The organism is Mycobacterium sp. AZCC_0083 (genome assembly GCF_014202335.1).
Lineage (GTDB): Bacteria > Actinomycetota > Actinomycetes > Mycobacteriales > Mycobacteriaceae > Mycobacterium.
The window spans coordinates 21117-47793 of record NZ_JACHGP010000001.1 but is presented as its reverse complement, the minus strand read 5'-3'; the positions used below and the strand labels follow the sequence as shown (position 1 = coordinate 47793).

Here is a 26677-nt window from a genome sequence, read left to right as displayed (position 1 = left end):
GGGGGCCCACAAGCACCCCCCGGGGGGGGGTTAAAAACACAACGTTGTCCTATATCTGTTTTCTTAAAACGGCCGCGCACGCCCGGGGGGGGGGGCCGGCCCCCCCCCCCCCCCCCGCCTGCGGCTATGTCCAGCGACTTATGATGCAGCCGTGTCGATCCCTGGCGAGCTGGAGCGTGCCCGCCACCTTGCCTTGGCCGCCGACGAGCCCGCGGCCAAGGACTTGCTGCTGTCGCTGATGCCGGAGATCGAGCAAGCCGACCGCGACGATTTGATGCTTGAAGTCCTGGCTCAGCTAGGCGAGCTGTACCTGGTCAGGACGGCGTACGACGGGGTGCGCGAAGGCGCGACGAGGATCCGCGAGTGCCTTTCGAACTACTCGTCGATCCTCGACGGGACCGCGGCACGGGAGATCGTCGCCAAGTCGACCATGTCCGACGCCGACGCGCGCCATCTGATCCGTCGATACTCCCGCCGCGCGCAGTTCCTCGAGATCGGTCTGGCCGCGGCTCTCGGGGATCACGAGCGCGCCGCGGCGGCGCTCGAGGTGCTCGACGGCATGACGTCGGACGACGCGGCGTTCGCCGATCTGCGCGACGAGTACGCGTACCTGTGCACGTACGCCCGGATCAATTGCGCCACGGCGCTCTGCGACGACGATCTTCACGTCCGCTCGGTACCGCTGTGGCAGAGGGTGATCGCCGACATCGACGGGCCGAGCAACGGCAGTGAATCGACCGACAACCTGCTCGTCCTCGGCGGCATCGGATACGCCAGATTCTGCATCGAGACCGGGGCGCTGGACGAAGCCGAGCCCTGGCTGCGCAGAGCGGGGGCCCGCGCCGAGGCCCGCAAGTGGCCACTGGCCATCGCCCGAACCCAGTTGGAGCGGGCCACGATCTGCTGGTCGAAGGGCGAACAGCTGGCCACCGAGGCATTGGTCCGCGAGGCCTACCCGGTGATCGCGGAGTATCTCCGCGCCAACGACGTATCCCGCTGCTGGTTGTACTTCGGTCTGTACCGGATGGCGGCAGGCGGTCTGCAGGTCGCCGACGAGTGTTGGGAGCACGCTGAACGGCACTGGCGCGAGCTCGGGAAGCCCCTGCACATTCACCGCATCCTGTTGCAGCGCAGCTGGATTGCGATCTTCCGCGGTCGCTACCAGGACGCGACCACAATGATCGAACAGGCCCGTGCGTGCCTCGACGAATCGCCGCGCAGCAGTTGGCTGGCGTACGCCAGACTGGACGACCACCTCGGCTCGGTATGGCGCGCCGATGCGCTGGCCGACCTCGGATTCGACGGGGCGGGCGACCCCGACGAGGACTGGCCTGCCGCCGAGGAGCGCTACCGCTCCGCGCAGGGCGTGATGCACGCCGAGCCGGGAAGTCCTGCGTACCTCACCGCGATGGACAAGCTGGCACGCGCTGCCGACCTGAAACTGCCCGCCGCGCTGGCAGTCGACTCGGTGCGCTACGCGATCACCGAACCCGGGGCAAGGGCGCAGTGGGCCGAGTGCGTTGCCGCGCCGTTACTGGCCGGGGCGTTCTCCGTCGTCTGGGAGTCGGAGAACCGCGAACTCACCAGTGAGCTGATCGAATACCACAGCGCCAGAGGCACGTTCAGTGCCGAGAGTGCGCAGGCGGAGGTGATCGAGTGGTCGCGCGTCGCGACGGCTGCCGCGCCGATCAGTGACATGGACGAGCTCGCGCAGGTCGCCGCTGGACCGCCGGTGCAGTCCGGCCCCTCACTGACCCGGCTCGGCCCGCTGCCGCCGATGCAGATGGATCCCACCGGTGGTCCCGTGCTGGAGCGCTACCGCAAGCTCGCTCTGGACCGGTACGGCCAGCACGTCACGACGGACGAAGTCGCCTGGTCGACGTGGCCCTGACCGATCGGGAGACCTTGGTCCTCCGGTTCGCCGACGTCGGCGTCGCTACCTATGCCAGCCTCCGGGTGGTCGGAAAGCCGGAACGAACCCTCACCTGGGTGATCGAGGAGCCCCTCCTGCTCGCGGCGCTCGAGGAACTCGCTGGCGCGCTACCGGAGCCGAACCCGGGGGAGACGGTTGCGGATGCACTGAACCGGGCACTCACCGTCGGCCCGTTCTCGATGCAGGCCAGCGAACTGACCCTGGCCTACCGGCTGGGGGTGCTTCTGGTGTCCGACGCTGGATGGCAGCTCCTGCTCGAGTACTTGTCGACGCCTCGGGGCGAGCGAAGCGACGGGGGAAGGCAGAGGCCCGTGTTGTTCGTCTCGCCAAGCGGGCGCCTGGCCCGCGTCCCATGGGGCTTGCTCGCATTGCCGACGGTGCGGCCGGCGGCCGAGGAGATGGTACTGGCCAGGACGGCTGCGATCACGACCGAAGGCAGGTCAGCCGCCCGAATCCCTTGGCCGACAGCCGATGCCGATTCGTTGACCGAGGGTTACCGGCTGATGGAACTGGTGGAGGTGTTGATGGCGGTGCCCGCCAACATCGTGCACTCGCCGCGCCCCCGCGTTCAGTGGAGCCAGCGCGTCGATCGACCTCCGCTGCTGGTGCTCGATCCTCGGGTGCCGGGGCAGAGGGCCGACTCGGCGCTTGGGTCGGTGCTTGGGCGGCCGTCGCCGGACGCGCCACTGGCCCGGCACTTCGCGGAGACCATCGCGCGCGGAGCCGTGCTGCCCGCCGTCGATGCGGCCGTCGAGCTGTTCCGGCGGACCGACACCGACTGGAACTGGCTGTCCGCCAAGCTGGCCTCTGGTCCGAGTCGGCTGTTGTTCGTGGGTCACGCCACCGCAGCCGAGTCGGGCAGCGCCGATCAGGCCGCACTGCACGTGGCCGACGAGCGTCCCCTGACCGCTGCGGCGGTGATGTCGCTGCAGTTGGCGATGCCTCCGCGGGTTGCGCTGCTGGCGTGCGCATCCGGTGGCGACTACCGCTTCGACGAGCCAACCGGACTGGTGGCGGCCGTCGTCCTCGGCGGGGCGCAACTCGTCACGGCAACGCTCTGGTCACTTCCCACGACGGCGGGATACCGGCAGTTCACGCACCTCACCGACGGCGATCCGATGGCCGACGTGGTGGTCGCAGTGGACGAGGCGCATCAGTCCGTGGACGCGGGATGCGAGGTCAACCGCTGGCAACGCGACCAGATGCGCCGGTGGCGAGCAGGGGATATCACCGCCAATCCCGTCTACTGGGCGGCTCTGGTGACGTTCACCGTCGACGGCGTCCGCTGATCCTTCAATTCGGCGGTACGCACACCGCGACGGCAGACTCGTCACCGCTGCGGTAATAGGCGTCGACGACGCTGCCCGGCGTCACCTCGGCCAGGGCGGACGCCGGAATCAGCGTGGTCTCGTGCGCAGGGAACTGCCCGCCCTCGGGCCGCAGGACCATCAGGTCGAGTTCGACCTCGCGGTAGTCCTCGCGTGCATCGCCGGTCGTCCGCATCGCCGTCACCACGCCGCGTGACCTGGTGCCGTGCCTGATCAAGTCGAGCTCGTTGCGCGTGGCCAGTCCCTTGCGGACCAGCATCTGGTCGAACTCCGACCGGACCGCCACGATGTCGTCGGCCAACGAAAGGCGCTCGCGGGCAGCAGGATCGAACGCCACGAGCAACACGACTCCTGGACGCAGATCCGGTTCGCCGTCACGCTGACGGAGCCTGCCGACGAACCGTTGTCCCGAGACGCTCTCCACGTCGACGGTGATCGGACCTGCCACGGTGCGGACGGTGCCGATCCCGACCGCCGGGTTCGCGCCTGGCGGAACGGCGGCAGACTCGTGCATGCGACGAGCCAGCGGGCAGGCCAGCGCCGCTCCGACGGCGGCGCAGGCGAGGAAGATGATGGCGATCAGGAGCGCGTCGGGCATGTACCACAGGGTGGGCCTTCCCTCCGGCTACCGAACCCAACTTTCTGCAGCCCCTATCCTGGGCAGATGAGCACGCAGCCGCAGGTGGTGACGACGGTCGCCGTCGCACAACCGCGCCGTGCGGTGATCGATGCGGCCTGGCGGGCGATCGGGCCTGGCGTCGAGGTGCTCAGCGGCTCGGACGGTGGCCCGTTGCGCCGTACCGTCAAGCGCATCCTCGACCCGCTGGTTCTCCGCCTGCGATCCAATCCTCAGTACTCGGCGCCAGTCCTCGCGCCCGATACCGCCGCGGCGGTGCGCGACCTGATCGTCGACAACGCCGCCCACCTGCGGGCCGCGGCCGCCTGGTTCGCCGTCCTCAAGACCGAGCGCCGCCGGTTGCGCATCACCACCGGGAACGCACAAGAGCTGTACTTCCCTGTGTGTTTCGAGCTGGCCGTGACCAAGGGCGCGCCGGAGCACGACCACGTTGGGGCGGCCGAGGCCGTCTTGCGCAGCATTCACCAGGAGCGGGACCGCACCGCGATCGAGCAACTGAACCGGTACGTCGACGGCGACGAGGTCATAGCCAAGCTGTCGCGCCAACTCGACCGCAGTTGGCGCGACGTGCGCCCTGGTGACACCATCGCCGGTCCGTTCCTGGCGGGTTTGTTCACCATCCTCGGCACCGCGAACGGTCACACCGCGGAGGCGGCGCGGCAACGCGTCTGGTCGGCGCTGATCGCCGACGCGACGCCCTACAACCTCGGCGCACGGGCGCGCCGCGAATTCGCCGATCTGCCATGGTCGATCGTCGAGGTGGGATTGAGTTCGATTGCCCCGCAACAACCTCCGCCGATGACCGCTGGTGGTAACGGCGACCGTCCGTTGGATCGCAGTGTGCTCGACCGCGTGCGGGCGACGCTGCGCCGCGCGTTGGACCGCGACGAACTGCCCGACCTCCCGCTGCTGTGCGCAGAGGAGGTCGACCGCGCCTGCGCACCGTGGGGACTGCTCGCCGAGGACAAGCAGGCCACATTGGTGGCAGGTATCGAGGTCGCCGTCGACCTCGCTCCGCTGCGCGAATCCGCAACGCCGCGTTACGACTTGGGCAGGCTGATCCAGGCCAGACTCCGCAAGGAGGCGTACGTACTGCACGCACGGAGGTATCTGGCCGAGGGCGGGCCGCTGCATCCGCGCCAGCGGCAGGTGATCGAGGATCTCGCCGCCTTCGCCCGCCCGTACACCAGCAGGTTGTGGGCCAGGCTGCACGGACGCGACGTCTGGCAGGAACCCTGTGACGACGTCGACGACGTGAGAGCCCTGCTGGAGGGGGTGGCCAGGTCGGTGAGCCTTGATCACCGGCAGCGGATCAAGGCCATGCTCGAAGTTGAGGCGGCGGCCCGATGAGATTCGTCGCGGACTCCGGTTTATGGAGCACGGGCCCGACGGTTGCCGCGACACCCGCCGTGGCCGTGCTCGAACTCAGCGGTGCAGTGCTGGCGTGGACGGTCGACGACCCGTCCGGTGCCGCCAGGATCACCTTCACCGATGTGCCTGCCGCCGAATGGCTCTGGCGGGTGGTCGGCGAAGCCGGTCACGTCGCCGTGCTCGCAGCGCTCGGCGACGGCGGGGCAGCCGGCGGTCGTGTCGTCGACGTCCCTGGCGTCGAACCGTCGCGGGACGCGCTGGCCCCACTGCGGCGGCTCGCCGTCGGGCACTGGCTGCGGCGGTGGTGGCCTGCGAGTTCACGCGATGGCATCGTCGCGCTCGACCCCTCGGTTCTGGACGGCGAGATCGCCCTGCTGAATGCCGCCGCACAGGATTTCTTCGCCGAGGACGTCTTCGATTCCGACGTGGCCGAGTTGTTGCGGTGGCACGGGGCGAGTCTGGTAGCGAGTGCCAACGGCGACGATCCGCGCGTTGCCGAACTCGTCAGTGCCTGCGGCGAACTCGCCGACGAACTCGGCGTCGCCGAATGGTCGGAACTGGTTGTGCCAATGGCTCAATCGCAACGGCGCCGCGACGACTATGCCTTGGCCGCCGGGCCTGAACCGGTTCGGTCGGGAGCGTCGACGATCGCCAGCGGAATCGGTTCGATCAACTGGACTGCCGTCCCCCCCGGGCTGTTCGACGCGGCCGACGGCACGGTCGACTGGGCGATCGAGATGGCCGGATCGGCGGCAGTGGCTGCGGTCCGGGTGGCCACCACGGCACCCGCCACGGGTGTCTCGATACGACTGCGGTCGGGTGCGCTCAGCGGCGCAGGCATCCTGGACGCCAACGGCCGTGCGACGCTGCCGTTGATCGGCGCCGAACAGCAGCCGGTGACCGAAACCCAGGCCTGGGACCATGATTGGCCGACCACCGCCGTGATCGTCGGCGCCGACGTCGACGACTCCGATGACGCCGCCAGCATCAGGGAGCGGATCCGGTCCTTTGCAAGGGGCAGGCTCGCGCTACCCGGCCCCGACGCGTTCCTTGCCGAGATCCTGGCCGCCGAATCCGACTACTGACGCCTACTTGCCCGCCGCCTGCAGCGTCGGTGCCGGAGGTGCAGGCAGTGGCAGCGGTTCCTGCGGCACCTGCGGCGTACCGATCTGCCCGGCCAGCCACGGCAGGGCAGCGGCGAATGCGCGAGCGGCGAACGGCCAGTCGTGCTTCCCGGTCTGGGGGATGACGCCGCATTCGATCCCGTTGGCCGCGCCAAGCCCGCACAGCGAGTTCGCCGCCTCGGTCTGGTCGTTGGTACGGCCTGCGGCATCGCTGCCGCCAAGCCCGTTGCCGCCGGCGTTGGCGGCGTTGACCGCCGTGGGAGGCGGTGCGGTTGAAGCGGTTCCGCTGATGTCGAACCATCCCGAGATCCCCGAGTAGGGCCCATGGCGGCTGATCACCGTGGCGGGGTCGTAGTCGGCGTATTGAGCCGCGTTGCCACCGAACAGCCGCTCGATGGTCTGCTGTTTGGTGCCCGAGTTGGGACCCATGTCGCCTGCGATGTCCTCGAACGTGCTGAACAGGTCGGGGTGCATCACGGTCAGGTCGACTGCGCAGGTTCCGCCCATCGACCAGCCGACGATGCCCCATTTGGCGGCGCTGCGGCTCACGCCGTAGGTCGTCTCCATGAACGGCACGACGTCCTTGGTGAGGTGGTCGGCCGCGTTGCCGCGGGTGCCGTCGACGCATTCGGTGTCGTTGTTGAACGCGCCGCCCGAGTCGACGAAGACGAGTACCGGTGCGTTTCCGTTGTGCGCGGCCGCGAAGTCGTCAACGGTTTTGATCGCGTTGCCTGCGCGCAGCCAGTCGGCAGGGGTGTTGAACTCGCCGCCGATCATCATCAGCGTTGGCAACGGCGGCGGCGGGTTGGTGGCGTACCAGGCCGGCGGCAGGTAGACCAGTTCGCCGCGGTGCTTGAAGCCAGAGGCGGCCGGGCTGATGGTGACCGGTACCAGGGTGCCCTTGGCCGGGATCTGGTGGGACGTCTGCATCGCCACCACCGTGGCCTGGTCCGTCTGGTCGGGCAGTGGGCCCGCCGTGAGCTGGTTCCACGCCGTCTGGACGGTGGGGAAGTAGCCCACCCACAGATTCAGGGCAAGGCCTGCACACAGGAGGCAGAGCGGCAGAGCAACCGCAGACACGCCGCGTCGCCACCACTTGGTACCGCGCCAACCGACCACCAGGATGACCGCCGCGACGCCCGTCACCGCGATCCAGATCCACAGCAAGTTGGGAGCTGGGTCGCCCGCGAGGCCCTCGGAGGAGATGTACCAGTACGCCGTTGCCGACAGTACGACGCCGATGCCAACGGCGACCGGCAGCCAGATCAGCCGCCAGCGTCGGTTGCGCCAACCGATGGCCGCCAGAAGCACCACCGCGGCGACCATTTGGATCGTCAACGGCAGCCAGCCGTGCATCAGCGACAGGTGTTGTTGGCGGTAGCCGGCAGCCGGATCTGCCAGCAGCGTCTCGGCGATCCTCGTCATCGAAGTCGTCACGGCCCCATGGTGAATGCCGTTCCTGGTGAAGGGCTGTGAACTAGCGCGGTTTCGCCAGAGGGAACGGCAGCGTCTCGCGGATGCTGCGTCCGGTGATCAACATGACCACCCGGTCCACGCCGACGCCGAGGCCGCCGGTGGGCGGCATCGCGTACTCCATCGCCTGCAGGAAGTCCTCGTCGAGTTCCATCGCCTCAGGGTCACCGCCCGCGGCGAGCAGCGACTGCTCCTGCAGCCGCCGTCGCTGTTCCACCGGGTCGGTCAGCTCGCTGTAGGCGGTGCCAAGCTCGACGCCCCAGGCGACCAGGTCCCATCGCTCGGCGACCCCTGGCTTGCTGCGATGCGGCCGGGTCAGCGGCGACACCGACGTGGGGAAGTCCTTGTAGAACGTCGGATTCTGGGTCTCGCCCTCGACGAGGCGTTCGTACAACTCGAGCACCACCGCGCCCGCATCCCAGTGGGTCAGGTACGGAATGCCCGCTCCGTCGCACAGCGAGCGCAGCCGGGCGAGGTCGGTCTCGGCGTCGATCTCCGTGCCGAGCGCCTCGGACACCGCGCCGTGCACGGTCTTCACCGGCCACTCACCGGAGATGTCGACGGCCTGCAACGAGCCCTCGGCGTCACGCGGTCGCATGACCACCTGGCTGCCGTTGGCCGCCTCCGCGGCGTTCTGGATCAGCTCGCGGCACCCGTCCACCCACACGTTGTAGTCGGCGTGCGCCTGGTAGGCCTCCAGCAGGGTGAACTCGGGGTTGTGGCTGAAGTCGACGCCCTCGTTGCGGAACGCCCTTCCGAGTTCGAAGACGCGTTCAACGCCGCCGACGCACAGTCGTTTCAGATAGAGCTCGGGGGCGATGCGCAGATAGAGGTCGAGGTCGTAGGCGTTGATGTGGGTCACGAACGGCCGGGCGTTGGCGCCGCCGTGGATCTGTTGCAGGATCGGCGTCTCGACCTCGAGAAAGCCCTTGCCGACCAAGGTTTCACGGATCGAATGCAAGATCCGGCTGCGTGCCGTGATGAGGTCGCGCGCCTCGGTGTTGATGGCGAGGTCGACGTAACGCGTCCGAACCCTGGCCTCGGGGTCGGTCAGGCCCTTCCACTTGTCTGGCAGGGGCCGCAGGCACTTGCCGATCATTCGCCAGCTGTCGACAAGGAGCGAACGGGTCCCGTTCTTGCTGTAGCCCATGGTGCCGGTCACCTCGAGGAGATCACCGAGATCGATGGCTCGGGTGAAATCGGCGATGGTGCCGTCGGCGAGCCGCGAATTGTCGAGGAGCAGTTGCACCTCGCCGGACCAGTCGCGAAGTTGGGTGAACAGCACCGCTCCGTAGTCCCGGATGCGCAGCACCCGGCCGGCCACCGACACGGTCACGTCGTCGCCGGCATCGAGCGCCTGCGTGATCGTGTGGCTGGGTGCCTTGCCGACGGGATAGGCGTCGACTCCGCTGTCCTGCAACGCCTTCAGCTTGGCCATCCTGACCCGAACCTGCTCGGGTAGCCGCGGCGGTCCAGCCTCTTCGAGCAGGTCGATGTCGAGTCCGCTGAGGTCGGGCGCACTGCCGTCCTCGTGCAGCAACCCGGATTGGACCAGTGTGTCGGGCGCTGCGATGTGATGTCCGGTGTGCTGCTTGGCGCGGCGGCTGAACGGCAGTACCAGGAAGCCCTCGGCGATCACCGAGGCGATGCCGACCCGTGGTACGAGGCGCGCGTCGTCGTAGCAGGCGAAGCGGGGCACCCACTCTGGCAGGTATTTCATGTTCGAGCGGTACAGCGTCTCCAACTGCCACCATCGGGAGAAGAACATCAGCAGGCCGCGCCACAGCCTGGCGATCGGGCCCGCTCCGAGCTGCGCACCTTCCTCGAATGCCGACCGGAACATCGCGAAGTTCAGCGAAATGCGGGTCACGCCAATGTCTTCGGCCTGCAGGCACAGTTCGCTGACCATCAGCTCGTTGGTGCCGTTGGGGGATTGGGGCGAGCGCCGCATCAGGTCGAGCGACGCCCCATTGGCGCCCCACGGCACCAGTGACAGCATCGCCACCACCTCACCAGAGTCAATTCCCCGGTCGCTGCGCTCCTGCGCGCCAGACCCCTGCACCGCCTCGACGAGCAGGCAGTCCCCGTCGGCAGGATCCCCGAGCCGGCCGAGTGCCATCGAGAACCCGCGCTCGGTCTCGGTGTCACGCCAGGCGTCGGCGTTCTTGACCACATGGCTCATCTCGTCGGCGGACAACTCGCGGTGCCGCCGGATGCGTACCGTCAGATCGGCCCGGCGCGCCCGCGTGACGGCCTGGCGGACCGGCTTCATGTCCGGGCCCGACAGCTTGAAGGTGTCCGGGTGCAGGATCGCCTCGTCGCCCAGTTCGAGGGCGTTCAGGCCGGCCTCGCGGAATGCTTGCGCGGCAGTCGAACTCGCGCCCATCACGCCGGGTGCCCAGCCGTAGGACTGGCACAGCTCGAGCCAGGCGTGGATCGCAGCAGGCCACGCCCGTGGATCGCCGATCGGGTCGCCGCTGGCCAGGCACACGCCGACCTCGACGCGATAGGTGATCGCGGCACGTCCGTTCGGCGCGAACACCACCGACTTGTCGCGGCGGGTGCCGAAGTAACCCAGCGAGTCGTTCTTGCCGTACAGCTCCAGCAGTCCGCGGATCGCCGACTCGTCCTCGCCGGTGAGCGCATTCTCGGCCCGCTGGGACTGGAACAGCACGATGGCGGCGACCATGAGGGCCACCGCGCCGAACAAGCCGAGTAGCGCATTGACGAAGACGTGCGGGTGTCCCGTGAACGAATCGGCGGCGGCGCCCGCGAATGCGCTCACCCGGTTGAGGGCGTAGAGCGGCCGGTCCGACCTGTCCAGCGTGCCGGGGAACAGCTCGAGGAGGCCCCACCCGATCAGGGTGCCGGTCGCCATGGCCACGACGAGGGTGGCGGCCGCCTTGAACAGCGCACCGCGCCGCACCTTCGCCCAGAACTCGGGTCGGGCGAGGATCAGGAGGCCGATGGCCGCGACGTGGAAGCCCGCCCCGATGATCTCGCCGATGTCCACCATGACGGTCTCGTCACCGGTCATCACATCGAGGACGTTCCAGCCGATGGCGGCCACCATGTAGAGGACCAGAATCCACCAGGCGATCCGTTTGCGGGCCGCGAGCGCGGCCGCGAGCAGCGCCAGCACGAACGCCCACGCGAAGCTGGTGTCCGGGAAGTTGAAGAGGTAGTCGTTGACGAACTCGCGCGGGATCCTGATGATCAGCCGGATCAGCGGGGACACGCTGGCGATCAGGGACAGCGTGGCGATGACACCGACGGCCCAGCCCGCCGCAACGGGGACCCACCAGAATGCGGAGCGCCGTTTCTTGTTCACCGCGGTCAGGGTCATAGGCCGCGAGGATATTCGGTCAACCCAGGAAATGGGTGAGACTGCCTACCAGACGGGGCCGGTGTATTTCTCGCCTGGACCGTGTCCCGGCTCTTCTGGCGCCACACTCGCCTCGCGGAAGGCCAGCTGGAGACTCTTCAAGCCGTCGCGTACCGGCCCGGCGTGCGGCCCAAGGAACTCGGCTGACGCAGTCACCAGCCCGGCGAGCGCGGTGATCAGGCGACGTGCCTCGTCGAGGTCGCGGTAGGGGCTGTCGTCGGGGTCCGGTGCCGACAAACCCAGTTTCTCGGCGGCGGCGCTCATCAGCATGACTGCCGAGCGCGTGATCACCTCGACGGCGGGGATCTCGGCCAGTTCGCGCGCTGCTGGCGGAGCTGGCGATTCGGCGGAGTTAGGAACCTCGGTCATGCCTGCTAGACTGGCACGTGCGACCGTCCTGGTGTATTCCAGGACACCCAAGTGGAGTCCCGCTCCCACCGTTGGCCACGTCTTCGACGCCGGTTTCAACGGTCCGGTCACAGGTGTCACACGACGCCTGTTCTGCGTCATGCGCAGGCGGTGAGAGCCGTGATCGGTCGGCATCGGGCCCTGCTATATGCAGGGCCTTTCCTGTTCCATGGAACAGGGGGCTGATGGTGTGGGCTCCGGCAACACTACATAGGAGGCCCCATCAGCACTGAGACACGCATCAACGAGCGCATCCGCGTACCCGAAGTCCGCCTCATCGGACCAGGTGGTGAGCAGGTAGGCATTGTGCGCATCGAAGATGCACTCCGCGTCGCCGCGGACGCCGATCTCGATCTCGTCGAAGTAGCCCCAGACGCCAAACCGCCGGTTTGCAAGATCATGGACTACGGCAAGTTCAAGTACGAGACGGCTCAGAAGGCGCGCGAGTCTCGCAAGAACCAGCAGCAGACCGTCGTCAAGGAACAGAAGCTCCGACCCAAGATCGACCCGCACGATTACGAGACGAAGAAGGGACACGTCGTCCGCTTCCTCGAGGCCGGGTCGAAGGTCAAGGTCACCATCATGTTCCGCGGACGCGAGCAGTCGCGGCCCGAATTGGGTTACCGACTGTTGCAGCGCCTCGGCGCCGACGTCGCCGACTACGGATTCGTCGAGACGTCCGCCAAGCAGGACGGCCGCAACATGACGATGGTGCTGGCACCGCACCGCGGCGCGAAGACCAAGGCCAGAGCTGCACACGATGCAGCTGCGCCACCGGCGCAACGCGCGGCACCGGCGCCGGCTCCCGCCGAGCCAGCGGCAGCGCCGCCGAGCGAAGCGCCACCGGCTCCATAACTGAACCTGATCCACCACAGAACTAGAGGACAGCATGCCCAAGGCCAAGACCCACAGCGGAGCGTCGAAGCGCTTCCGCGTCACCGGAACCGGCAAGATCGTGCGCCAGAAGGCCAACAAGCGCCACCTCCTGGAGCACAAGTCGAGCAAGCGCACCCGTCGCCTCGACGGCCGTACCACGGTGTCTGCCAACGACACCAGCCGCGTGAAGAAGATGCTCAACGGCTGAGCGCAGCACCCCTGACGACCGCACGAGAATAGGAACACCCCCATGGCACGCGTGAAGCGCGCACTCAACGCCCAAAAGAAGCGGCGTACAGTCCTCAAGGCCTCGAAGGGCTACCGCGGACAGCGGTCCCGGCTCTACCGCAAGGCCAAAGAGCAGCAACTGCATTCATTGACCTACGCCTACCGCGACCGGCGCGCCCGCAAGGGTGAGTTCCGCAAGCTGTGGATCTCGCGGATCAACGCCGCGGCCCGGGCCAATGACATCACCTACAACCGCCTGATCCAGGGCCTCAAGGCTGCTGGCATCGAGGTGGACCGCAAGAACCTGGCCGAGATCGCCGTCAGCGACCCGGCTGCGTTCACCGCGCTCGTCGAGGCCGCCAAGGCCGCGTTGCCGGAGGACGTCAACGCACCGTCCGGAGAGGCCGCCTGAGCCTCCCCCCGCTCACCGAGCGATCGACTCGCGTGGTGGCTGCGGCCAAGCTGCACCGCCACGTAAGCCGTACCCGCGCCGCACGTTTCCTCGCCGAGGGGCCGAATCTCGTCGAGGCAGCGTTGCGGCGCGGTCTCGTTGGTGAGGTATTCGCCACCGAGGAGGCTCGGCACAAGTTCGGCGAAATGCTCGACGGCGCGCCGGTCTCCGTGGTGACCGAGCGGGCCGCGAGGGCGTTGTCGGACACCGTGACACCGGTTGGGCTGGTTGCGGTGTGCTCGCTGCCGGAGACCAGCCTGTCCGACGTGCTGGCCGCCCGTCCACGCCTGGTGCTGGTCGCCGTCGCAGTCTCGGAACCCGGCAATGCGGGAACACTCATCCGGCTGGCCGACGCGATGGGTGCCGACGCCGTCGTCCTGGCCGGGCACGGTGTCGACCCCTACAACGGGAAGTGCCTGCGCGCCTCGGCAGGAAGCATCTTCTCGCTACCCGTGCTCGAAGTCACCGACACCGAAGAGCTGATCGCGGCGTTGCAGGGGATCGGCGTGCGGGTGCTCGCCACCACCGTCGACGGCGAGACGTCACTCGACAGCCCCGAACTGGAGTCCGGCCTGGCCCAGCCGACCGCGTGGCTGTTCGGGCCGGAAGCCCACGGCCTGGCATCCGAGGTCGCGGCGTTGGCGGACGTGCGGGTGCAGATCCCGATGCGCGGTGGTGCGGAGAGCCTGAACGTGGCTGCGGCCGCGGCGATCTGCCTGTACCAGAGTGCCAGGGCCCAAAGCTAGGCGAGGAGCCCCCGCGCGACGTGGGTGATCTGCACCTCGTTGCTACCCGCGTAGATCATCAGCGACTTGGCGTCGCGTGCCAGTTGCTCCACCCGGTACTCGGTCATGTAACCGTTGCCGCCGAAGAGCTGCACCGCCTCCATGGCTACGTCGGTGGCCGCTTGCGAGCAGTACCACTTCATCGCCGACGCCTCGGGCAGCGAGATCGGCGTGCCCGACTGGGTGGCCTCGATCACGCGAAACAGCATGTTGCGCACGTTCATTCGCGCCACCTCCATGCTCGCCAACTTCAGCTGGATGAGCTGGAACTGGCCGATCTCCTTACCCCACAACGTCCTGGTCTTCGCGTAGTCCACACACAACCGCAGGCATTCCTCGATGACGCCGAGCGACATGGCCACGACGCCGATCCGTTCTGAGGCGAAGTTGGACCGCGCGCTGTCCCGTCCGTCACCGGCCTTGTTGTCCTCGGTCTCGCCGAGCAACCGGTCGCGACCGAGCCGCACGTTGTCGAAGAACAGTTCGCCGGTGCGCGAGCTGTGAATCCCCATCTTGTGGAACGGCTTCGATTGCACGAAACCGTCCATGCCGCGATCGAGGACGAAGGTCAGCACCTTGCGATTGCGCTTCTCGACGGTCGGATCGCCCTCGTCCAGCTTGGCGTAGACGACGAGCACGTCGGCGTCGCTACCGTTGGTGATGAAGGTCTTCTGCCCGTTGAGGATGTATTCGTTGCCATCGCGCACGACGTAGGACTTCATGCCGCCGAAGGCATCCGAGCCGGAGTCCGGCTCGGTGATCGCCCATGCGCCGATCTTCTCGTAGGTGACCAGACCGGGCAGCCACCGCTCCTGCTGGGCGAGCGTTCCCCTCGAGGCGATGGTGGACACCGTCAGACCCAGGCTGACGCCCATGCCGGTCACGATGCCCATGCTGACCCGGCACAGTTCACTGACCACGACGAAGCCCATGCCGCCCGCGTCGCCTCCGCCACCGAACATTCCACCCGATGCCGGCTTCGCGGACGACTCGCCGGCGCGCATCTTGGCCAGGCGCTTCTCCAGTGAGTCCTTGGCCATCACGTCGATGCCGAACGTCGTGAACAGCTTGCGGATGATCGGGTAGGGCGCCATGTCGCCGCTCTCGAGGTCATCGAGGTGTGGCCGGATCTCCTTGTCTACGAACTGGCGAACGGCATCGCGCACGGCAAGGTCGATCTCAGACCACTCGAGCATGTATTCAGGCTGCCTTTCCGGGCTTTTGTCGACCGCGAGCAGGCCGCAGGCCGGTCAGGGAGAACGTGGTGTGGACGAGCGAGCCTGCCCGTTCCATCAGGGACTTGTGGCGCGGTACGTAGTGCATGGGCAGGTCCCAGCGCTCGCGCGGCGGGGCCATGAACGCAGGCGCCTCCACCAACGGTGCGTCGGCGGGGATCCGGCCCGAGGCCCGCTTGTAGGCGGCGACCGCGCGGGGATGGAGCCGGATCTCGTCGGGCACCACGACGAACGCCAGCTCGACGAACTTGCCGAACAGGCGTAGTAGCACCTCGTCGCTCGGCGTCCACCGCATGCCCGCCTTCTCCCGGACGGCCGGGTCGAACAGACCGGCGGCGATCCAGCGCTGCGCGCCGACGAGCGGTCGAAACATCTGGTCCCAGATGGGCGTCGGCATCAGGACGAACCACGGTTTGGGGATCCGGATCGAGAAGATGTCCAGCGTGGCCTTGTTGATCTCGAGCTCGTCGCGACACTTGGCCTCCCAGTACTCCTGGAAGTCCTCCCACGTCTCGGGGACCGGCCGCATGCTCATGCCGTACATCCGGTACCACTGCACGTGTTCGTCGAACAGCTGGTGCTTCTCGGCCTCGGTGAGGCCGCCGCAGAAGTACTCGGCGGTCTTGATGATCAGCATGAAGAACGTGGCGTGCGCCCAGTAGAAGGTGTCCGGGTTGAGGGCGTGGTAGCGCCGGCCGGCGCCGTCGACGCCCTTGATCGACTCGTGGTAACCCCGGATCTGCGCACCGGTGTCGGCGGCGCGGTTGCCGTCGTACACCACGCCCATGATCGGGAACACCGACCGCGCCACCCGCTGCAGCGGTTCGCGAAGCAGGATCGAGTGATCCTCGACGCCTGCGCCGAGCTCGGGATACATGTTCTGGATGGCGCCGATCCACACGCCCAGCATTCCGGTGCGCAGGTCGCCGAAGTACTTCCAGGTGAGGGAGTCGGGGCCAAGGGGATCGGCAGGGGCGCTTGCCCTCGCGGTGGTCTTCGATCTCGCGGTCATGGTGTCCTCGCTGACTTCCCAACCGGTGGTGTGCGGCCAACGATAATGTTGACAACACGCGTTGTCCATCATTTGCGGGCGCGTCGCGCTGCACCGTTACCGACCTGCGACGCACGCGAGAATACGTCGACGTCGACCGGTCAAGATCAGCCATGACCAGCGACTTCGGTGGATATCTCGCCGACCACTTAGGGTGGCGCTGTGGATGTCGAATCGTTCGAGCGACGATCCGGCGGTTCCGGTGGGCAGGAGCGAAGCGACCTTGGGTTCAAACCCGGCGGGCCGTTGGCGTGGCTGAAGACCACCAACCACAGCCCCGAGGTCATCGCCTTCATCAGGCGCGCCCGTCGCACGCTGCCAGGCGATCCGGACTTCGGGGATCCCTTGTCCGCTGCGGGCGAAGGTGGTCCGCAGGCCGCTGCACGTGCCGCAGACCGGCTGTTGGACCGTGATGCCGCATCGCGGGAGTTCAGCCTCGCCGGCCTGCAGGTGTGGCAGGCGCTGACCGAACGGGTCTCGGGACGGCCGGCCAACCCCGAGGTCACGCTGGTGTTCACCGACCTCGTCGGCTTCTCCGAGTGGTCACTCGGGGCAGGGGATGACGCCGCCCTGCGGCTGCTGCGTCGTGTTGCTCAGGTGATGGAGCCGCCGCTGCTCGCCACCGGCGGCCGCATCGTCAAGCGGATGGGGGACGGCGCGATGGCGGTGTTCTCCCGTCCCACCACCGCGGTAAAGGCCGTGCTCGCCGCGCTCGAGGCGGTGAAAACCGTTGAGATCGACGGCTATACGCCGCGGATGCGGGCTGGCATCCACACCGGCAGGCCGCAGCGGATGGGTTCGGACTGGCTCGGTGTGGACGTCAACGTCGCGGCCAGGGTGATGGACCAGGCAACCAAGGGCGGCCTCGTCGTTTCGGGGACCACGTTGGAGCGGATCCCCGACGAGGAGTTCGACGCTCTCGGCGTGACGGTGAAACGCATACGCAAGCAACTGTTCGCGCCGAAGATCGCCGGGGTTCCCGAGGATCTGGCCATGTACCACATGAGGATTCGCAGGGATTTGCCAGCTGACGGTAACGGGGATGGTGTTTCTGCCGGCGCATAGTGGATGGTGATGGTGTCGGCACTGTGGTCTGGACTGGCCCGAATGCGGGTGACCGTGTCGTACGCGGTGATCCTGATCGGTGTCACCACCACGCTCTCGGTGCTCGGACCCACCGCTGCGGATCGCGTGATCCGGCACGCCAGTACCAATTTGCACAACCTCAATCACGGTCACGTCGGAACGCTGCTCGATAGCGCATTCGTCGTCGAAGCCGGAGCGCCCTACCTGTGGTTGCCGGGGTTGGTCTGCCTGATGGGCGTTGCCGAACTCCTCTGGCGCAGTGGACGTCTGGTGGTGGGGTTCGCCGTCGGCCACGTCGGTGCGACATTGCTCGTCGCGGCAGGTCTCGCCGCGGCAGTGAAGCTGGCATGGCTGCCCGTCGCCATCACGCGCGCTGAGGACGTGGGCATGAGCTATGGGGCCACTGCCGTGCTTGGCACGCTGACCGGCGCAGTGCCGCGCCGCTGGCGCTCCACCTGGGTCGGTTGGTGGCTGGCGGTCGGCGCGGCCGTGGTCTGGCTGAGCAGCGACTTCACCGACGTGGGGCATGCCGTGGCGTTGGCACTTGGCATGGTCGTGGCGACGCGGTTCGGCAGACCAGCACCGTGGACTGGCACGCGGGCCGTTCTGCTGGTGATCGGTGCGAGTTTCGGCTTCATGGTCCTGGCCAGCACCATTTCGGCGATGCTGATTGCGGCGGTCTGTGGACTGGCGGGCGCGGTGCTCGGCGCGCTGCTGGGTTGGTGGCGCCAGCAGGTGCACCGATCACCTGCGGCGCCTCCCGTGATGGCGGCTCAACCTGCGTTGGGCGACTGCCCCGTCAGCGGCGCGTGAATTCGATCCCGGGGCGCTCCACCTCGTCTTCGTCGCATCTGCATGGTCCCACCCCATGCGCGTGGTTCAGGTGAACTCGTCCGCCGACGCCTCGATCCAGTCCGAAAGCCACGATTCCGGTGGGTCGTCGAGCAGTTCGCCGGGCATGAGCCATTCGTAGATCTCGGCGTAGGTCAGGGTGCGTTGGCCCTCGATGCGCCGGTTCAACATGGCCGGCGATAGCTCGTGGAAACCGTTGAGGCCCATCGACGCGACGATCTGCGCGGCGCTGGCGACGGTGGCGCGCTGGTAGTTGAACACCCGAATGGCCTTGTCCGGCACGTTGAGTGCGCGCGTCCGAGCCGGGTCCTGGGTGGCGACGCCGGTGGGGCAGTGGTTGGTGTTGCACTTGAGCGCCTGGATGCAGCCGACGGAGAACATCATGGCTCGCGCGGACATCGTGAAGTCGGCGCCCTGGCACACGCGGCTGACGATGTCGACGCCACTGGCGACCTTGCCGGACGCGCCGACGCGGATGCGGTCGCGCAGACCGGAGCCAACCAGGCTGTTGTGCACCAGCATCAGACCCTCGGTCAGCGGCATGCCGACGTGGTCCTCGAATTCCTGAGGCGCCGCACCCGTGCCGCCTTCACCGCCGTCGACGATGACGAAGTCTGGCGCGACGCCGACGGCCAGGATCGCCTTGCAGATCGACAGGAACTCCGTGCGCGCGCCGATGCACAGCTTGAACCCGATCGGCTTGCCGCCCGACAGCCTGCGCAGGGTGGCGATGAACTGGACGAACTCGGTCGGTGTGGAGAACGCGCTGTGCGCCGGTGGCGACACCACCGTCTTCCCGATCGGCACCCCGCGGGTGGCCGCGATCTCGGCGCTGACCTTGGCGCCGGGCAGCACGCCACCCAAGCCGGGCTTGGCGCCCTGGGACAGCTTGATCGAGATGGCCTTCACCGACGGCAACCGAGACTTCTCGGCGAACGCGACCGGATCGAAGCGGCCGTCGGCATCGCGGCAGCCGAAGTAGCCCGACCCGATCTCCCAGATCAGGTCCCCGCCCCCGCGCAGGTGATACGGGCTGATGCCGCCTTCGCCCGTGTCGTGAGCGAACCCGCCGCGTGCCGCCCCCGTGTTGAGCGCCTCGATGGCGTTGGCGGATAGCGCACCGAAGCTCATCGCCGACACGTTGAGCATCGCCATGTCGTAGGGCTGCGTGCAGTCCGGGCCGCCGAGGCGCACCTTCGGGTCGAGGTCCTCAGCGAAGCGCGCCCGGATGGAATGCCGCAGGAACTCGTAGCCGATCGCGCTGACGTCGCGCTCGGTGCCGAACGGCTCGTCACCCTTGGTGGCCTTCGCACGTTCGTAGACCAGGTCGCGGGTCTCCCTGTCGAATGGGGCCGCCTCTGTGTTGGACTCGATGAAGTACTGCCTGATCTCGGGCCGGACGAACTCCATCAGGAACCTGACGTGCCCGAGGATCGGGTAGAGCCGCAGGATGGTGTGCCGGGTCTGCAGCAGATCCCAGGTGCCCAGTGCCGCGAGGCCGAGCAGGATGGCGGCGGGCGCGGCCCACCAGCCGCTCCGCGCTACTGCGAGCACCGCGGTCCCCGCCCCGGCCAGCAAGATGATCGCGACGATGAGCGGTCGGATCATCACGGGGCAACGGTATCGCGTGTCGCGGCCCACATCTGGCCATCACCTATGATCGCCGGGTGTCTGATCAGCCCATCGACCTCTCCGAGGACGCACTAGCGAAGGCCGTCGGTGCGGCTCGCGGCGCCTTCGATCTGGCCGCCGACCTCGATGCGCTGGCCCGCGCCAAGACCGAGTACCTCGGCGAGCGGTCGCCGATCGCCTTGGCGCGTCAGGCACTCGGCTCGCTGCCCAAGGCCGACCGCGCGGACGCAGGGCGCCTCGTCAACGTCGCCCGCACCGATGCACAGCACGCCTACGACGAGCGTCTCGCGGCGCTGCGCGCCGAACGTGACGCGGCGGTCCTGGTGGCCGAGCGCATCGACGTCACGCTGCCATCGACGCGTCAGCCGATCGGTGCACGGCACCCGATCACGATCCTGGCCGAGCACGTCGCCGACACGTTCGTCGCGATGGGCTGGGAGCTCGCCGAGGGTCCCGAGGTCGAGACCGAGCAATTCAACTTCGACGCACTGAACTTCCCGCCCGACCACCCGGCGCGCAGCGAACAGGACACCTTCCACGTCGCGCCAGAGGGGTCGCGTCAGGTGCTGCGCACGCACACCTCGCCCGTGCAGATCCGCGCGTTACTCGAGCGCGAGCTGCCGGTGTACATCGTGTCGATCGGCCGGACGTTCCGCACCGACGAACTCGACTCCACGCACACCCCGGTGTTCCATCAGGTCGAGGGGCTCGCCGTGGACCGCGGCCTGACCATGGCTCATCTGAAGGGCACGCTGGATGCGTTGGCGCGGGCCGAGTTCGGGCCGCAGGGCCGCACCCGGTTCCGGCCGCACTTCTTCCCGTTCACCGAGCCCTCGGCAGAGGTCGACGTGTGGTTCGAGAACAAGAAGGGCGGGCCTGGCTGGGTGGAGTGGGGCGGCTGCGGCATGGTCAACCCGAACGTGTTGATCGCCTGCGGCATCGACCCCTCGACGTATTCGGGCTTCGCGTTCGGCATGGGCCTTGAGCGAACCCTGCAGTTCCGCAACGGCATTCCCGACATGCGCGACATGGTCGAGGGTGACGTGCGGTTCTCCCTGCCGTTCGGAGTCGGAGCCTGATGCGCGTTCCCTACAGCTGGCTCCGTGACGTCGTCCGAGCCGGTGCACCGGATTGGGATGTCTCGGTCGACGAACTCGAACGGGCGTTGATCGCCATCGGGCACGAGGTCGAGGAGATCATTCCGGTCGGCCCGGTAACCGGTCCGCTGACGGTCGGCAGGGTCGTACAGATCGAGGAGCTCACCGAGTTCAAGAAGCCGATCAGGGCCTGCAAGGTCGACGTCGGCGCGCGCAACGTCGACGGTGCGCCGCGCGACATCGTCTGCGGAGCAACCAACTTCAACGTGGGCGATCTCGTCGTGGTCGCGCTGCCCGGCACGGTGCTGCCCGGTGACTTCGCCATCGCCGCTCGCAAGACCTACGGCCATCTGTCGGACGGGATGATCTGCTCGTCCGCCGAGCTCAATCTGGGGGCCGACCAGTCCGGGATCATGGTGCTGCCGCCGGGCACTGCCGAACCGGGTACCGACGCGATCGAGTTGCTCGGTCTCGACGACGTGGTGTTCCACCTGGCGATCACCCCGGATCGCGGCTACTGCCTGTCGATCCGGGGAATGGCACGCGAGATTGCATGCGCCTACGACCTCGACTTCGTCGATCCCGCCGATGTCACGCCGCTGCCCGCCGACGGCGACGCCTGGCCGGTGACCGTCCAGCCGGGGACGGGTGTTCTGCGGTTCGGTCTGCGACCCGTGACCGGCATCGACCCGACTGCGGTGTCACCGTGGTGGATGCAGCGCAGGCTGCTGCTGAGCGGAATCCGTTCCATCTCGCCGGCGGTCGACGTCACCAACTACGTCATGCTCGAGATCGGGCATCCGTTGCACGCCCACGACCGCAGCCTCATCACCGGTGCCTTCGACGTGCGCTTCGCGAAGCCGGGGGAGAAGGTCATCACCCTCGACGACGTCGAGCGTCGGCTCGATCCCGGTGACGTGCTGATCGTCGACGACGTTGCGACGGCCGCCATCGGCGGCGTGATGGGCGCGGGCACCACCGAGGTTCGCGATAGCACCACCGACGTGTTGCTCGAGGCCGCCGTGTGGGACCCCGCGGCCGTGTCACGCACGCAACGTCGTCTGCGCTTGGTCAGCGAAGCGGGGCGGCGCTACGAGCGCACCGTCGACCCGGCGATCTCGGTTGCCGCACTTGACCGTTCGGCCGCGCTACTGGCCGACATCACCGGCGGAACCGTCGAGAACACCTTGACCGACTGGCGCGGCGACCCGCCGCGGGACGACTGGTCGCATTCGCCGGTGAGCATGCCCGTCGACCTGCCGGACCGCACCGCGGGCATCGACTACCCCGCAGGCACCACCGAACGTCGACTGACCCAGATCGGCGCCACGGTCACGACGTCCGACGACCAGGTCGCCGCAACCCCGCCGAGTTGGCGGCCCGACCTCAAGCAGCCTGCCGACCTGGTCGAGGAGGTGCTGCGCCTCGAGGGCCTCGACAAGATTCCCTCGGTGCTGCCGCTTGCGCCGCCAGGGCGAGGCCTCACCGCCGCGCAGGCGCGACGCCGCGCGATCGGGAAGTCGCTGGCGCTCAACGGGTTCGTCGAGATCCTGCCAACGCCGTTCCTGCCAGCCGGGGTGTTCGATCTGTGGGGTCTCGGCCCTGAAGATTCCAGGCGATCCACCATGTCTGTGCTCAATCCGTTGGAGGCCGATCGGCCACATCTGGCGACGACACTGCTACCGGGAATGCTGGAGGCGTTGGTGCGCAACGTCTCTCGCGGTGCAACCGACGTGGCGCTGTTCGGCATCGAGCAGATCGCTCAGGCGACCCCGCGGACGCGGTCACTGCAGCCGATCCCCGTCGACCGGCGTCCCACCGACGATGAGATCGCCACGATCGACGACTCCCTGCCGCGGCAACCGGTGCACGTCGCCGCGGTGCTGACGGGCATGCGCGAACCGGCAGGACCCTGGGGGCCGGGACGGCCGGTCGAGGCATCCGACGCGTTCGAGGCCGTCCGGATAGTCGGCCGGGCCTGCAACGTCGAGTTCACCCTGCGCGCCGCCCAGGAGTTGCCGTGGCATCCGGGTCGCTGCGCCGAGGTGCTGCTCGGTGATTCCGTGATCGGGCATGCAGGTCCGTTGCACCCTGCGGTGATCGAGCGGACCGGCCTGCCGAAGGGCACGTGTGCGGTGGAACTCGACCTCGACGCGGTGCCTCTCGTGGAACGACTGCCGCTACCCGCTGTGTCCCCGTTCCCCGCGGTATTCCAGGACGTCAGCCTGATCGTCGCCGACGACGTCGCTGCGCAGGCCGTCGTCGATGCGGTCCGCGACGGTGCGGGCGAACTGCTCGAGGACGTCCGGCTCTTCGACGTCTACGTGGGGCCGCAGATCGGCGATGGCCGCAAGTCGCTGACACTGGCGCTGCGGTTCAGGGCGCCCGACCGGACGCTCACCGAGGACGAGGCGAGCGCGGCCCGTGACGCCGCGGTGGCAGTGGCGGCTGAGCGGGTCGGGGCGACGCAGCGCAAATAGTGCGTCACTTCGCCCATGGGAAGAACTTGGACACCGCTGACGCGATGATCCGCTGATACCCCGAACCGATGGTGCGGGCCAAGACGTCGAGGGCCTTTGCCTCCCAGCCGACCACCACCCGAGCGCGTCCCTTGGCGACTGCGTTGAGGATCGTGTCGGCGGCCATTTCCGGCGTATGGATCGCCATGTGCTTGTCGAAGAACTCCGCAAAGCCCTGAGCACTCTGGCCCTCGGCGACAGTGGCATTGCGTGCGACGGCGGTCTTGATCCCGCCGGGGTGCACACAAGTCACCTTGACCGGGTGCTCGGCGACCAACATCTCCTGGCGTAGCGCCTCGGTGAAGCCCCGCACGGCGAACTTTGCGGCGTTGTAGGCACTTTGGCCGGGCACGGCGATCAGCCCGAACAAGCTGGAGACATTGACGATGTGCCCGTCCTCTGACGCGATCACGTGCGGCAGAAAGGCTTTGGTCCCATTGACGACGCCCCAGAAGTCGACGTCGATGACCCGTTCGATGTCCTTGAACTCGGACTTCTCCACGTCGCCGTTGTAGGCGATGCCTGCGTTGTTGTACACCTGATGGACCTCACCGAAGTGGGTGGCGACGGCGTCGGCGTAGGCCAGCACTGCCTCCCGCTCGGCGACGTTGAGCCGGTCGGATTTCACCGTCGCGCCCAGCGCTTCGGTTTGGCGGACGGTTTCGGCGAGTCCTTCGGTGTCGATGTCCGAGAGCGCGAGCCTTGCGCCCTTGGCCGCGAGACTGACGGCCAGGGCTCTGCCGATGCCGGATCCGGCTCCCGTGATGACAGCGACTTTGCCTTCGAATCGGTTCATTTCACTGCAACTTTCATATCGTTGGTGCGGACGTGGTTGTGGAGCTTCGCTCCGAGATCGGCGACGGCTTCGCGTGCCTCGGGAAGGACGCTGACCTGGAGGTGGAAGACGTGCCACAGGTTTTCGAACATTCGATGATCAACGGCGGGGGCTCCCGCGGCGGCAACGGCCTTGGCGATGTCGCTGGCATCACAGCGGATCGGATCGTCACCGGCGGTGTGAATCACGATCGGTGGAAGGCCGGTCATATCCCCATACACCGGAGAAATGCCCGGCGACATCGGATCGGCGGTCCCCGCATACTGCGGAGCCCACTCAGCGGTCATCGACGGGAGGATCAGCGGATCCCGCAATGTCGGTCGTAATTCGTCGATGTCGATCGCCAGGTTGGCCCACGGGCAGATCAAGCCCAGCGCCGCGGGCGCGGCGATTCCGCGATCCCGCAGCGCCATGGCGAGCGCCAGCGTCAGGCCGCCGCCCGCCGAATCACCGGCAATGACGGTGCTTTTCGGGTCGATCCCGTCTTCGAGCAATCGCGAGTACATCGCGACCATCTGTTCGAGGGCGACCGGATATCGAGCTTCCGGTGCCCGCGAGTAGTCGGGGATCAGAGCCGTCATGCCTGCCGCCGTAGCCAGGTGGGCGACAAGGCCGCAGTAGCCCTTGGCGCTGCCCAGCGCATAGGCGCCGCCGTGCAGGTAGATCAGGGTTCCGTTGGTTCCGCCCTCCGGGGGCAGTACCCGCTCGACCGGAACGCCGGCGATGGTGATGCGCGCGAAGCGGGTCCCCTTCGGGGGGCGGGCGGCACTCGTCAATGCGTCGAAGAGTGCGCGCTTGCCGTGGACCGAAATGCGGTGGGATGCGAACAGTGGTCGCGAGGCTCGCAGCCCGGCCCGGACGACTCTCTTGTTGATTCTCATGCCATCACCGTGTCCAGCGCGGCCGTCTCGAACTGGAGCAGGTTGTCGTCGACGGGGTCGTGGCGCAGCATCTTGGAGTCCTTGCCGTAGTCCATGAGCACCTTCCAGGGATTCTTGGAGCCCTGGCGCGGCATGGTGTTCTTGGCGCGCTGGACGTAGCCGGACTGCAGCTGGTCCAGCATGCCGATGTCCATAGCGGAGTCCTCGACGTCGAGCGGAGTTGCCACCGTGTGGCCGTTGTCGTCCATGTGCTTGAACAGTCGGCACAGGTATTCGCCGGCGATGTCGGACTTCAGGGTCCATGGCGCGTTCGTGTAGCCGAAGACCCAGGCAAGGTTGGGAATGTTCTCCACGAGCACGCCCTTGTAGGTCATCTGGTCGTGTAGCTTGCGGGGCTCACCGTCGACCGAAAGCTCCATCCCGCCAAGCATTTGGATGTCCAGCCCGGTCGCGGTGACGATGATGTCGGCCTCGAGTTCGCGACCGGACTTCAGCAGGATGCCGTTGGCGGTGAAGGTGTCGATCTGATCGGTCACGATCGACGCCTCACCGGAGGCCACCACCTTGAACAGGTTGGCGTCGGGTACTGCGCATAACCGCTCGTCCCACGGCATGTACTTCGGGGTGAAGTGGCTCATGTCGACCGAAGGGCCGACGTGGCGCCGCACTTGCCAGAGCAGGAATCGGCGCATCTGGCTGGGCCAGCGACGGCAGGCCAGATAGAGGTAGCGCTGGATGGCGATGTTGCGCTTGCGGGCGAACTCGTACACCACCTTGTCGGGGAGGAATCGACCAAGGAACCGGGAGATCTTGTCCAGGGCGGGGACCGAGAAGATGTAGGACGGGGAACGCTGCAGCATCGTGATGTGCTCGGCGTCGCCGGCCATCGTGGGGACCAGGGTGACTGCCGTTGCGCCGCTGCCGATCACGACGACCTTCTTGTCGGTGTAGTCCAGATCCTCTGGCCAGTGCTGGGGGTGGATGCACCGACCCTCGAACTGGTCTGCGCCGGGGAAGGTGGGGAGGTAGCCGGCGTCGTAGTTGTAGTAGCCGGTGCAGCTGATCAGGAAGCCGCAGGTGTAGGTACGGGTCTCGCCGGTCGCCTCGTGCAGGGCCGTCACCGTCCAGCGGCTCCCGGTGGTGGAGAAGTCGGCGGTGACGATCTTCAGGCCGTAGTGGATCTTCTCGTCGATGCCGTACTCCGCGGCGGTGTCGGCGATGTACTCGCGGATCGACGCGCCGTCGGCGAGCACCTTCAGGTCCTGCCACGGCCGGAACTTGTAGCCGAAGCTGTACATGTCGGAGTCCGAACGGATGCCGGGGTAGCGGAACAGGTCCCAGGTTCCGCCGAGGCGCTCGCGTCGCTCCAGCACCGCGATGGTCTTGTTGGGGTGCTCGGCGGTCACTTGGCAAGCCGTGCCGATGCCGGATAGGCCGGCGCCGATGATCAGGACGTCGAAGTGTTGTGCGTTCATGGCTTCCTCGCGCTT

At 67.6% G+C, this 26677-nt stretch carries 23 protein-coding genes; 13 read left to right on the top strand and 10 right to left on the bottom strand.

Translation table 11 applies throughout. The features are described 5' to 3' along the window. Window positions 1-151 precede the first annotated feature (151 nt). Window positions 152-1891 carry a hypothetical protein gene (locus HNP02_RS00220; protein ID WP_184432812.1) on the top strand — a complete coding sequence of 580 codons (1740 nt, stop codon included), beginning with the start codon at window positions 152-154 and terminating at the stop codon, window positions 1889-1891. Beyond that, on the top strand, window positions 1882-3222 hold the full coding sequence (locus HNP02_RS00215) for a CHAT domain-containing protein (RefSeq protein WP_184432809.1): 1341 nt from the start codon (window positions 1882-1884) through the stop codon (window positions 3220-3222). The genes HNP02_RS00220 and HNP02_RS00215 overlap by 10 nt, the downstream gene beginning before the upstream one ends. 4 nt (window positions 3223-3226) lie before the next feature. On the opposite strand, the gene HNP02_RS42395 is transcribed toward HNP02_RS00215, so the two are convergent. Beyond that, window positions 3227-3859 (bottom strand): hypothetical protein, encoded by a 633-nt coding sequence (locus tag HNP02_RS42395; protein WP_255506073.1) that lies wholly within the window; start codon window positions 3857-3859, stop codon window positions 3227-3229. A gap of 66 nt (window positions 3860-3925) precedes the next feature. Between HNP02_RS42395 and HNP02_RS00205 the strand changes: the two genes are divergently transcribed. Continuing rightward, window positions 3926-5248 carry a hypothetical protein gene (locus HNP02_RS00205; RefSeq protein WP_184432806.1) on the top strand — a complete coding sequence of 441 codons (1323 nt, stop codon included), beginning with the start codon at window positions 3926-3928 and terminating at the stop codon, window positions 5246-5248. Continuing rightward, window positions 5245-6354, top strand: a complete 1110-nt coding sequence (locus tag HNP02_RS00200) for a hypothetical protein (protein WP_184432804.1) — start codon at window positions 5245-5247, stop codon at window positions 6352-6354. Before HNP02_RS00205 ends, HNP02_RS00200 begins: the two co-directional genes overlap by 4 nt. A gap of 3 nt (window positions 6355-6357) precedes the next feature. Here the strand turns inward: HNP02_RS00200 and HNP02_RS00195 are convergent, their stop codons facing one another. From HNP02_RS00195 to HNP02_RS00185, 3 genes are read right to left on the bottom strand one after another with little or no spacing between them, the layout of a single operon-like run. Further along, window positions 6358-7818 carry an alpha/beta hydrolase family protein gene (locus HNP02_RS00195; RefSeq protein WP_184434771.1) on the bottom strand — a complete coding sequence of 487 codons (1461 nt, stop codon included), beginning with the start codon at window positions 7816-7818 and terminating at the stop codon, window positions 6358-6360. Between the two features lie 52 nt (window positions 7819-7870). Beyond that, window positions 7871-11212, bottom strand: coding sequence for a bifunctional lysylphosphatidylglycerol synthetase/lysine--tRNA ligase LysX (lysX, locus tag HNP02_RS00190; protein WP_184432801.1), 3342 nt, complete (start codon window positions 11210-11212; stop codon window positions 7871-7873). Between the two features lie 45 nt (window positions 11213-11257). Next, on the bottom strand, window positions 11258-11620 hold the full coding sequence (locus HNP02_RS00185; RefSeq protein ID WP_184432798.1) for a DUF1844 domain-containing protein: 363 nt from the start codon (window positions 11618-11620) through the stop codon (window positions 11258-11260). On the opposite strand from HNP02_RS00185, the gene HNP02_RS00180 reads away from it, so the two are divergent. The 5 genes from HNP02_RS00180 to HNP02_RS00160 all read left to right on the top strand — a co-directional run bounded on the left by HNP02_RS00180 (window position 11619) and on the right by HNP02_RS00160 (window position 13960). Continuing rightward, the gene (locus HNP02_RS00180; RefSeq protein WP_184432795.1) at window positions 11619-11774 is read left to right on the top strand and encodes a hypothetical protein; all 156 of its coding nucleotides are present in this window, start codon (window positions 11619-11621) and stop codon (window positions 11772-11774) included. The genes HNP02_RS00185 and HNP02_RS00180 overlap by 2 nt on opposite strands. 107 nt (window positions 11775-11881) lie before the next feature. Continuing rightward, on the top strand, window positions 11882-12514 hold the full coding sequence (gene infC, locus HNP02_RS00175) for a translation initiation factor IF-3 (protein WP_184434767.1): 633 nt from the start codon (window positions 11882-11884) through the stop codon (window positions 12512-12514). A 34-nt stretch (window positions 12515-12548) separates the two neighbouring features. Continuing rightward, complete coding sequence (gene rpmI, locus HNP02_RS00170) at window positions 12549-12743, top strand: 50S ribosomal protein L35 (RefSeq protein WP_184432792.1); 195 nt, start codon at window positions 12549-12551, stop codon at window positions 12741-12743. A gap of 42 nt (window positions 12744-12785) precedes the next feature. Further along, window positions 12786-13175, top strand: coding sequence for a 50S ribosomal protein L20 (gene rplT / locus HNP02_RS00165; RefSeq protein ID WP_005149096.1), 390 nt, complete (start codon window positions 12786-12788; stop codon window positions 13173-13175). A 32-nt stretch (window positions 13176-13207) separates the two neighbouring features. Beyond that, the gene (locus HNP02_RS00160) at window positions 13208-13960 is read left to right on the top strand and encodes an RNA methyltransferase (RefSeq protein ID WP_184432789.1); all 753 of its coding nucleotides are present in this window, start codon (window positions 13208-13210) and stop codon (window positions 13958-13960) included. Here the strand turns inward: HNP02_RS00160 and HNP02_RS00155 are convergent. Both HNP02_RS00155 and HNP02_RS00150 read right to left on the bottom strand, forming a co-directional pair. Beyond that, entirely contained in the window at window positions 13957-15195 is a 1239-nt protein-coding gene (locus HNP02_RS00155) for an acyl-CoA dehydrogenase family protein (protein ID WP_184432786.1), read from the bottom strand. The genes HNP02_RS00160 and HNP02_RS00155 overlap by 4 nt on opposite strands. Window positions 15196-15199: 4 nt before the next feature. Beyond that, entirely contained in the window at window positions 15200-16246 is a 1047-nt protein-coding gene (locus tag HNP02_RS00150) for an oxygenase MpaB family protein (protein ID WP_184432783.1), read from the bottom strand. Window positions 16247-16447: 201 nt separating this feature from the next. On the opposite strand from HNP02_RS00150, the gene HNP02_RS00145 reads away from it, so the two are divergent. Together HNP02_RS00145 and HNP02_RS00140 are read left to right on the top strand one after the other, a co-directional pair. Then, window positions 16448-17350, top strand: a complete 903-nt coding sequence (locus HNP02_RS00145) for an adenylate/guanylate cyclase domain-containing protein (protein ID WP_184432779.1) — start codon at window positions 16448-16450, stop codon at window positions 17348-17350. Window positions 17351-17359: 9 nt separating this feature from the next. Further along, on the top strand, window positions 17360-18184 hold the full coding sequence (locus HNP02_RS00140; RefSeq protein WP_184432776.1) for a rhomboid-like protein: 825 nt from the start codon (window positions 17360-17362) through the stop codon (window positions 18182-18184). 66 nt (window positions 18185-18250) lie between these two features. Here the strand turns inward: HNP02_RS00140 and HNP02_RS00135 are convergent, their stop codons facing one another. Next, window positions 18251-19831 carry an FMN-binding glutamate synthase family protein gene (locus HNP02_RS00135; RefSeq protein ID WP_184434762.1) on the bottom strand — a complete coding sequence of 527 codons (1581 nt, stop codon included), beginning with the start codon at window positions 19829-19831 and terminating at the stop codon, window positions 18251-18253. A 59-nt stretch (window positions 19832-19890) separates the two neighbouring features. On the opposite strand from HNP02_RS00135, the gene pheS reads away from it, so the two are divergent. Both pheS and pheT read left to right on the top strand, forming a co-directional pair. Then, complete coding sequence (gene pheS, locus HNP02_RS00130) at window positions 19891-20934, top strand: phenylalanine--tRNA ligase subunit alpha (protein WP_184432773.1); 1044 nt, start codon at window positions 19891-19893, stop codon at window positions 20932-20934. Then, on the top strand, window positions 20934-23432 hold the full coding sequence (pheT, locus tag HNP02_RS00125; protein WP_184432770.1) for a phenylalanine--tRNA ligase subunit beta: 2499 nt from the start codon (window positions 20934-20936) through the stop codon (window positions 23430-23432). The genes pheS and pheT overlap by 1 nt, the downstream gene beginning before the upstream one ends. Window positions 23433-23436: 4 nt before the next feature. On the opposite strand, the gene HNP02_RS00120 is transcribed toward pheT, so the two are convergent. The 3 genes from HNP02_RS00120 to HNP02_RS00110 are packed head-to-tail and all read right to left on the bottom strand — an operon-like array spanning window position 23437 to window position 26662. Then, on the bottom strand, window positions 23437-24267 hold the full coding sequence (locus HNP02_RS00120; protein ID WP_184432767.1) for an SDR family oxidoreductase: 831 nt from the start codon (window positions 24265-24267) through the stop codon (window positions 23437-23439). Then, window positions 24264-25187: an alpha/beta hydrolase gene (locus tag HNP02_RS00115; RefSeq protein WP_184432765.1), complete on the bottom strand. Its 924-nt coding sequence runs from the start codon at window positions 25185-25187 to the stop codon at window positions 24264-24266. Before HNP02_RS00115 ends, HNP02_RS00120 begins: the two co-directional genes overlap by 4 nt. After that, window positions 25184-26662, bottom strand: coding sequence for an NAD(P)/FAD-dependent oxidoreductase (locus tag HNP02_RS00110; protein WP_184432762.1), 1479 nt, complete (start codon window positions 26660-26662; stop codon window positions 25184-25186). The genes HNP02_RS00115 and HNP02_RS00110 overlap by 4 nt, the downstream gene beginning before the upstream one ends. Window positions 26663-26677 lie beyond the last annotated feature (15 nt).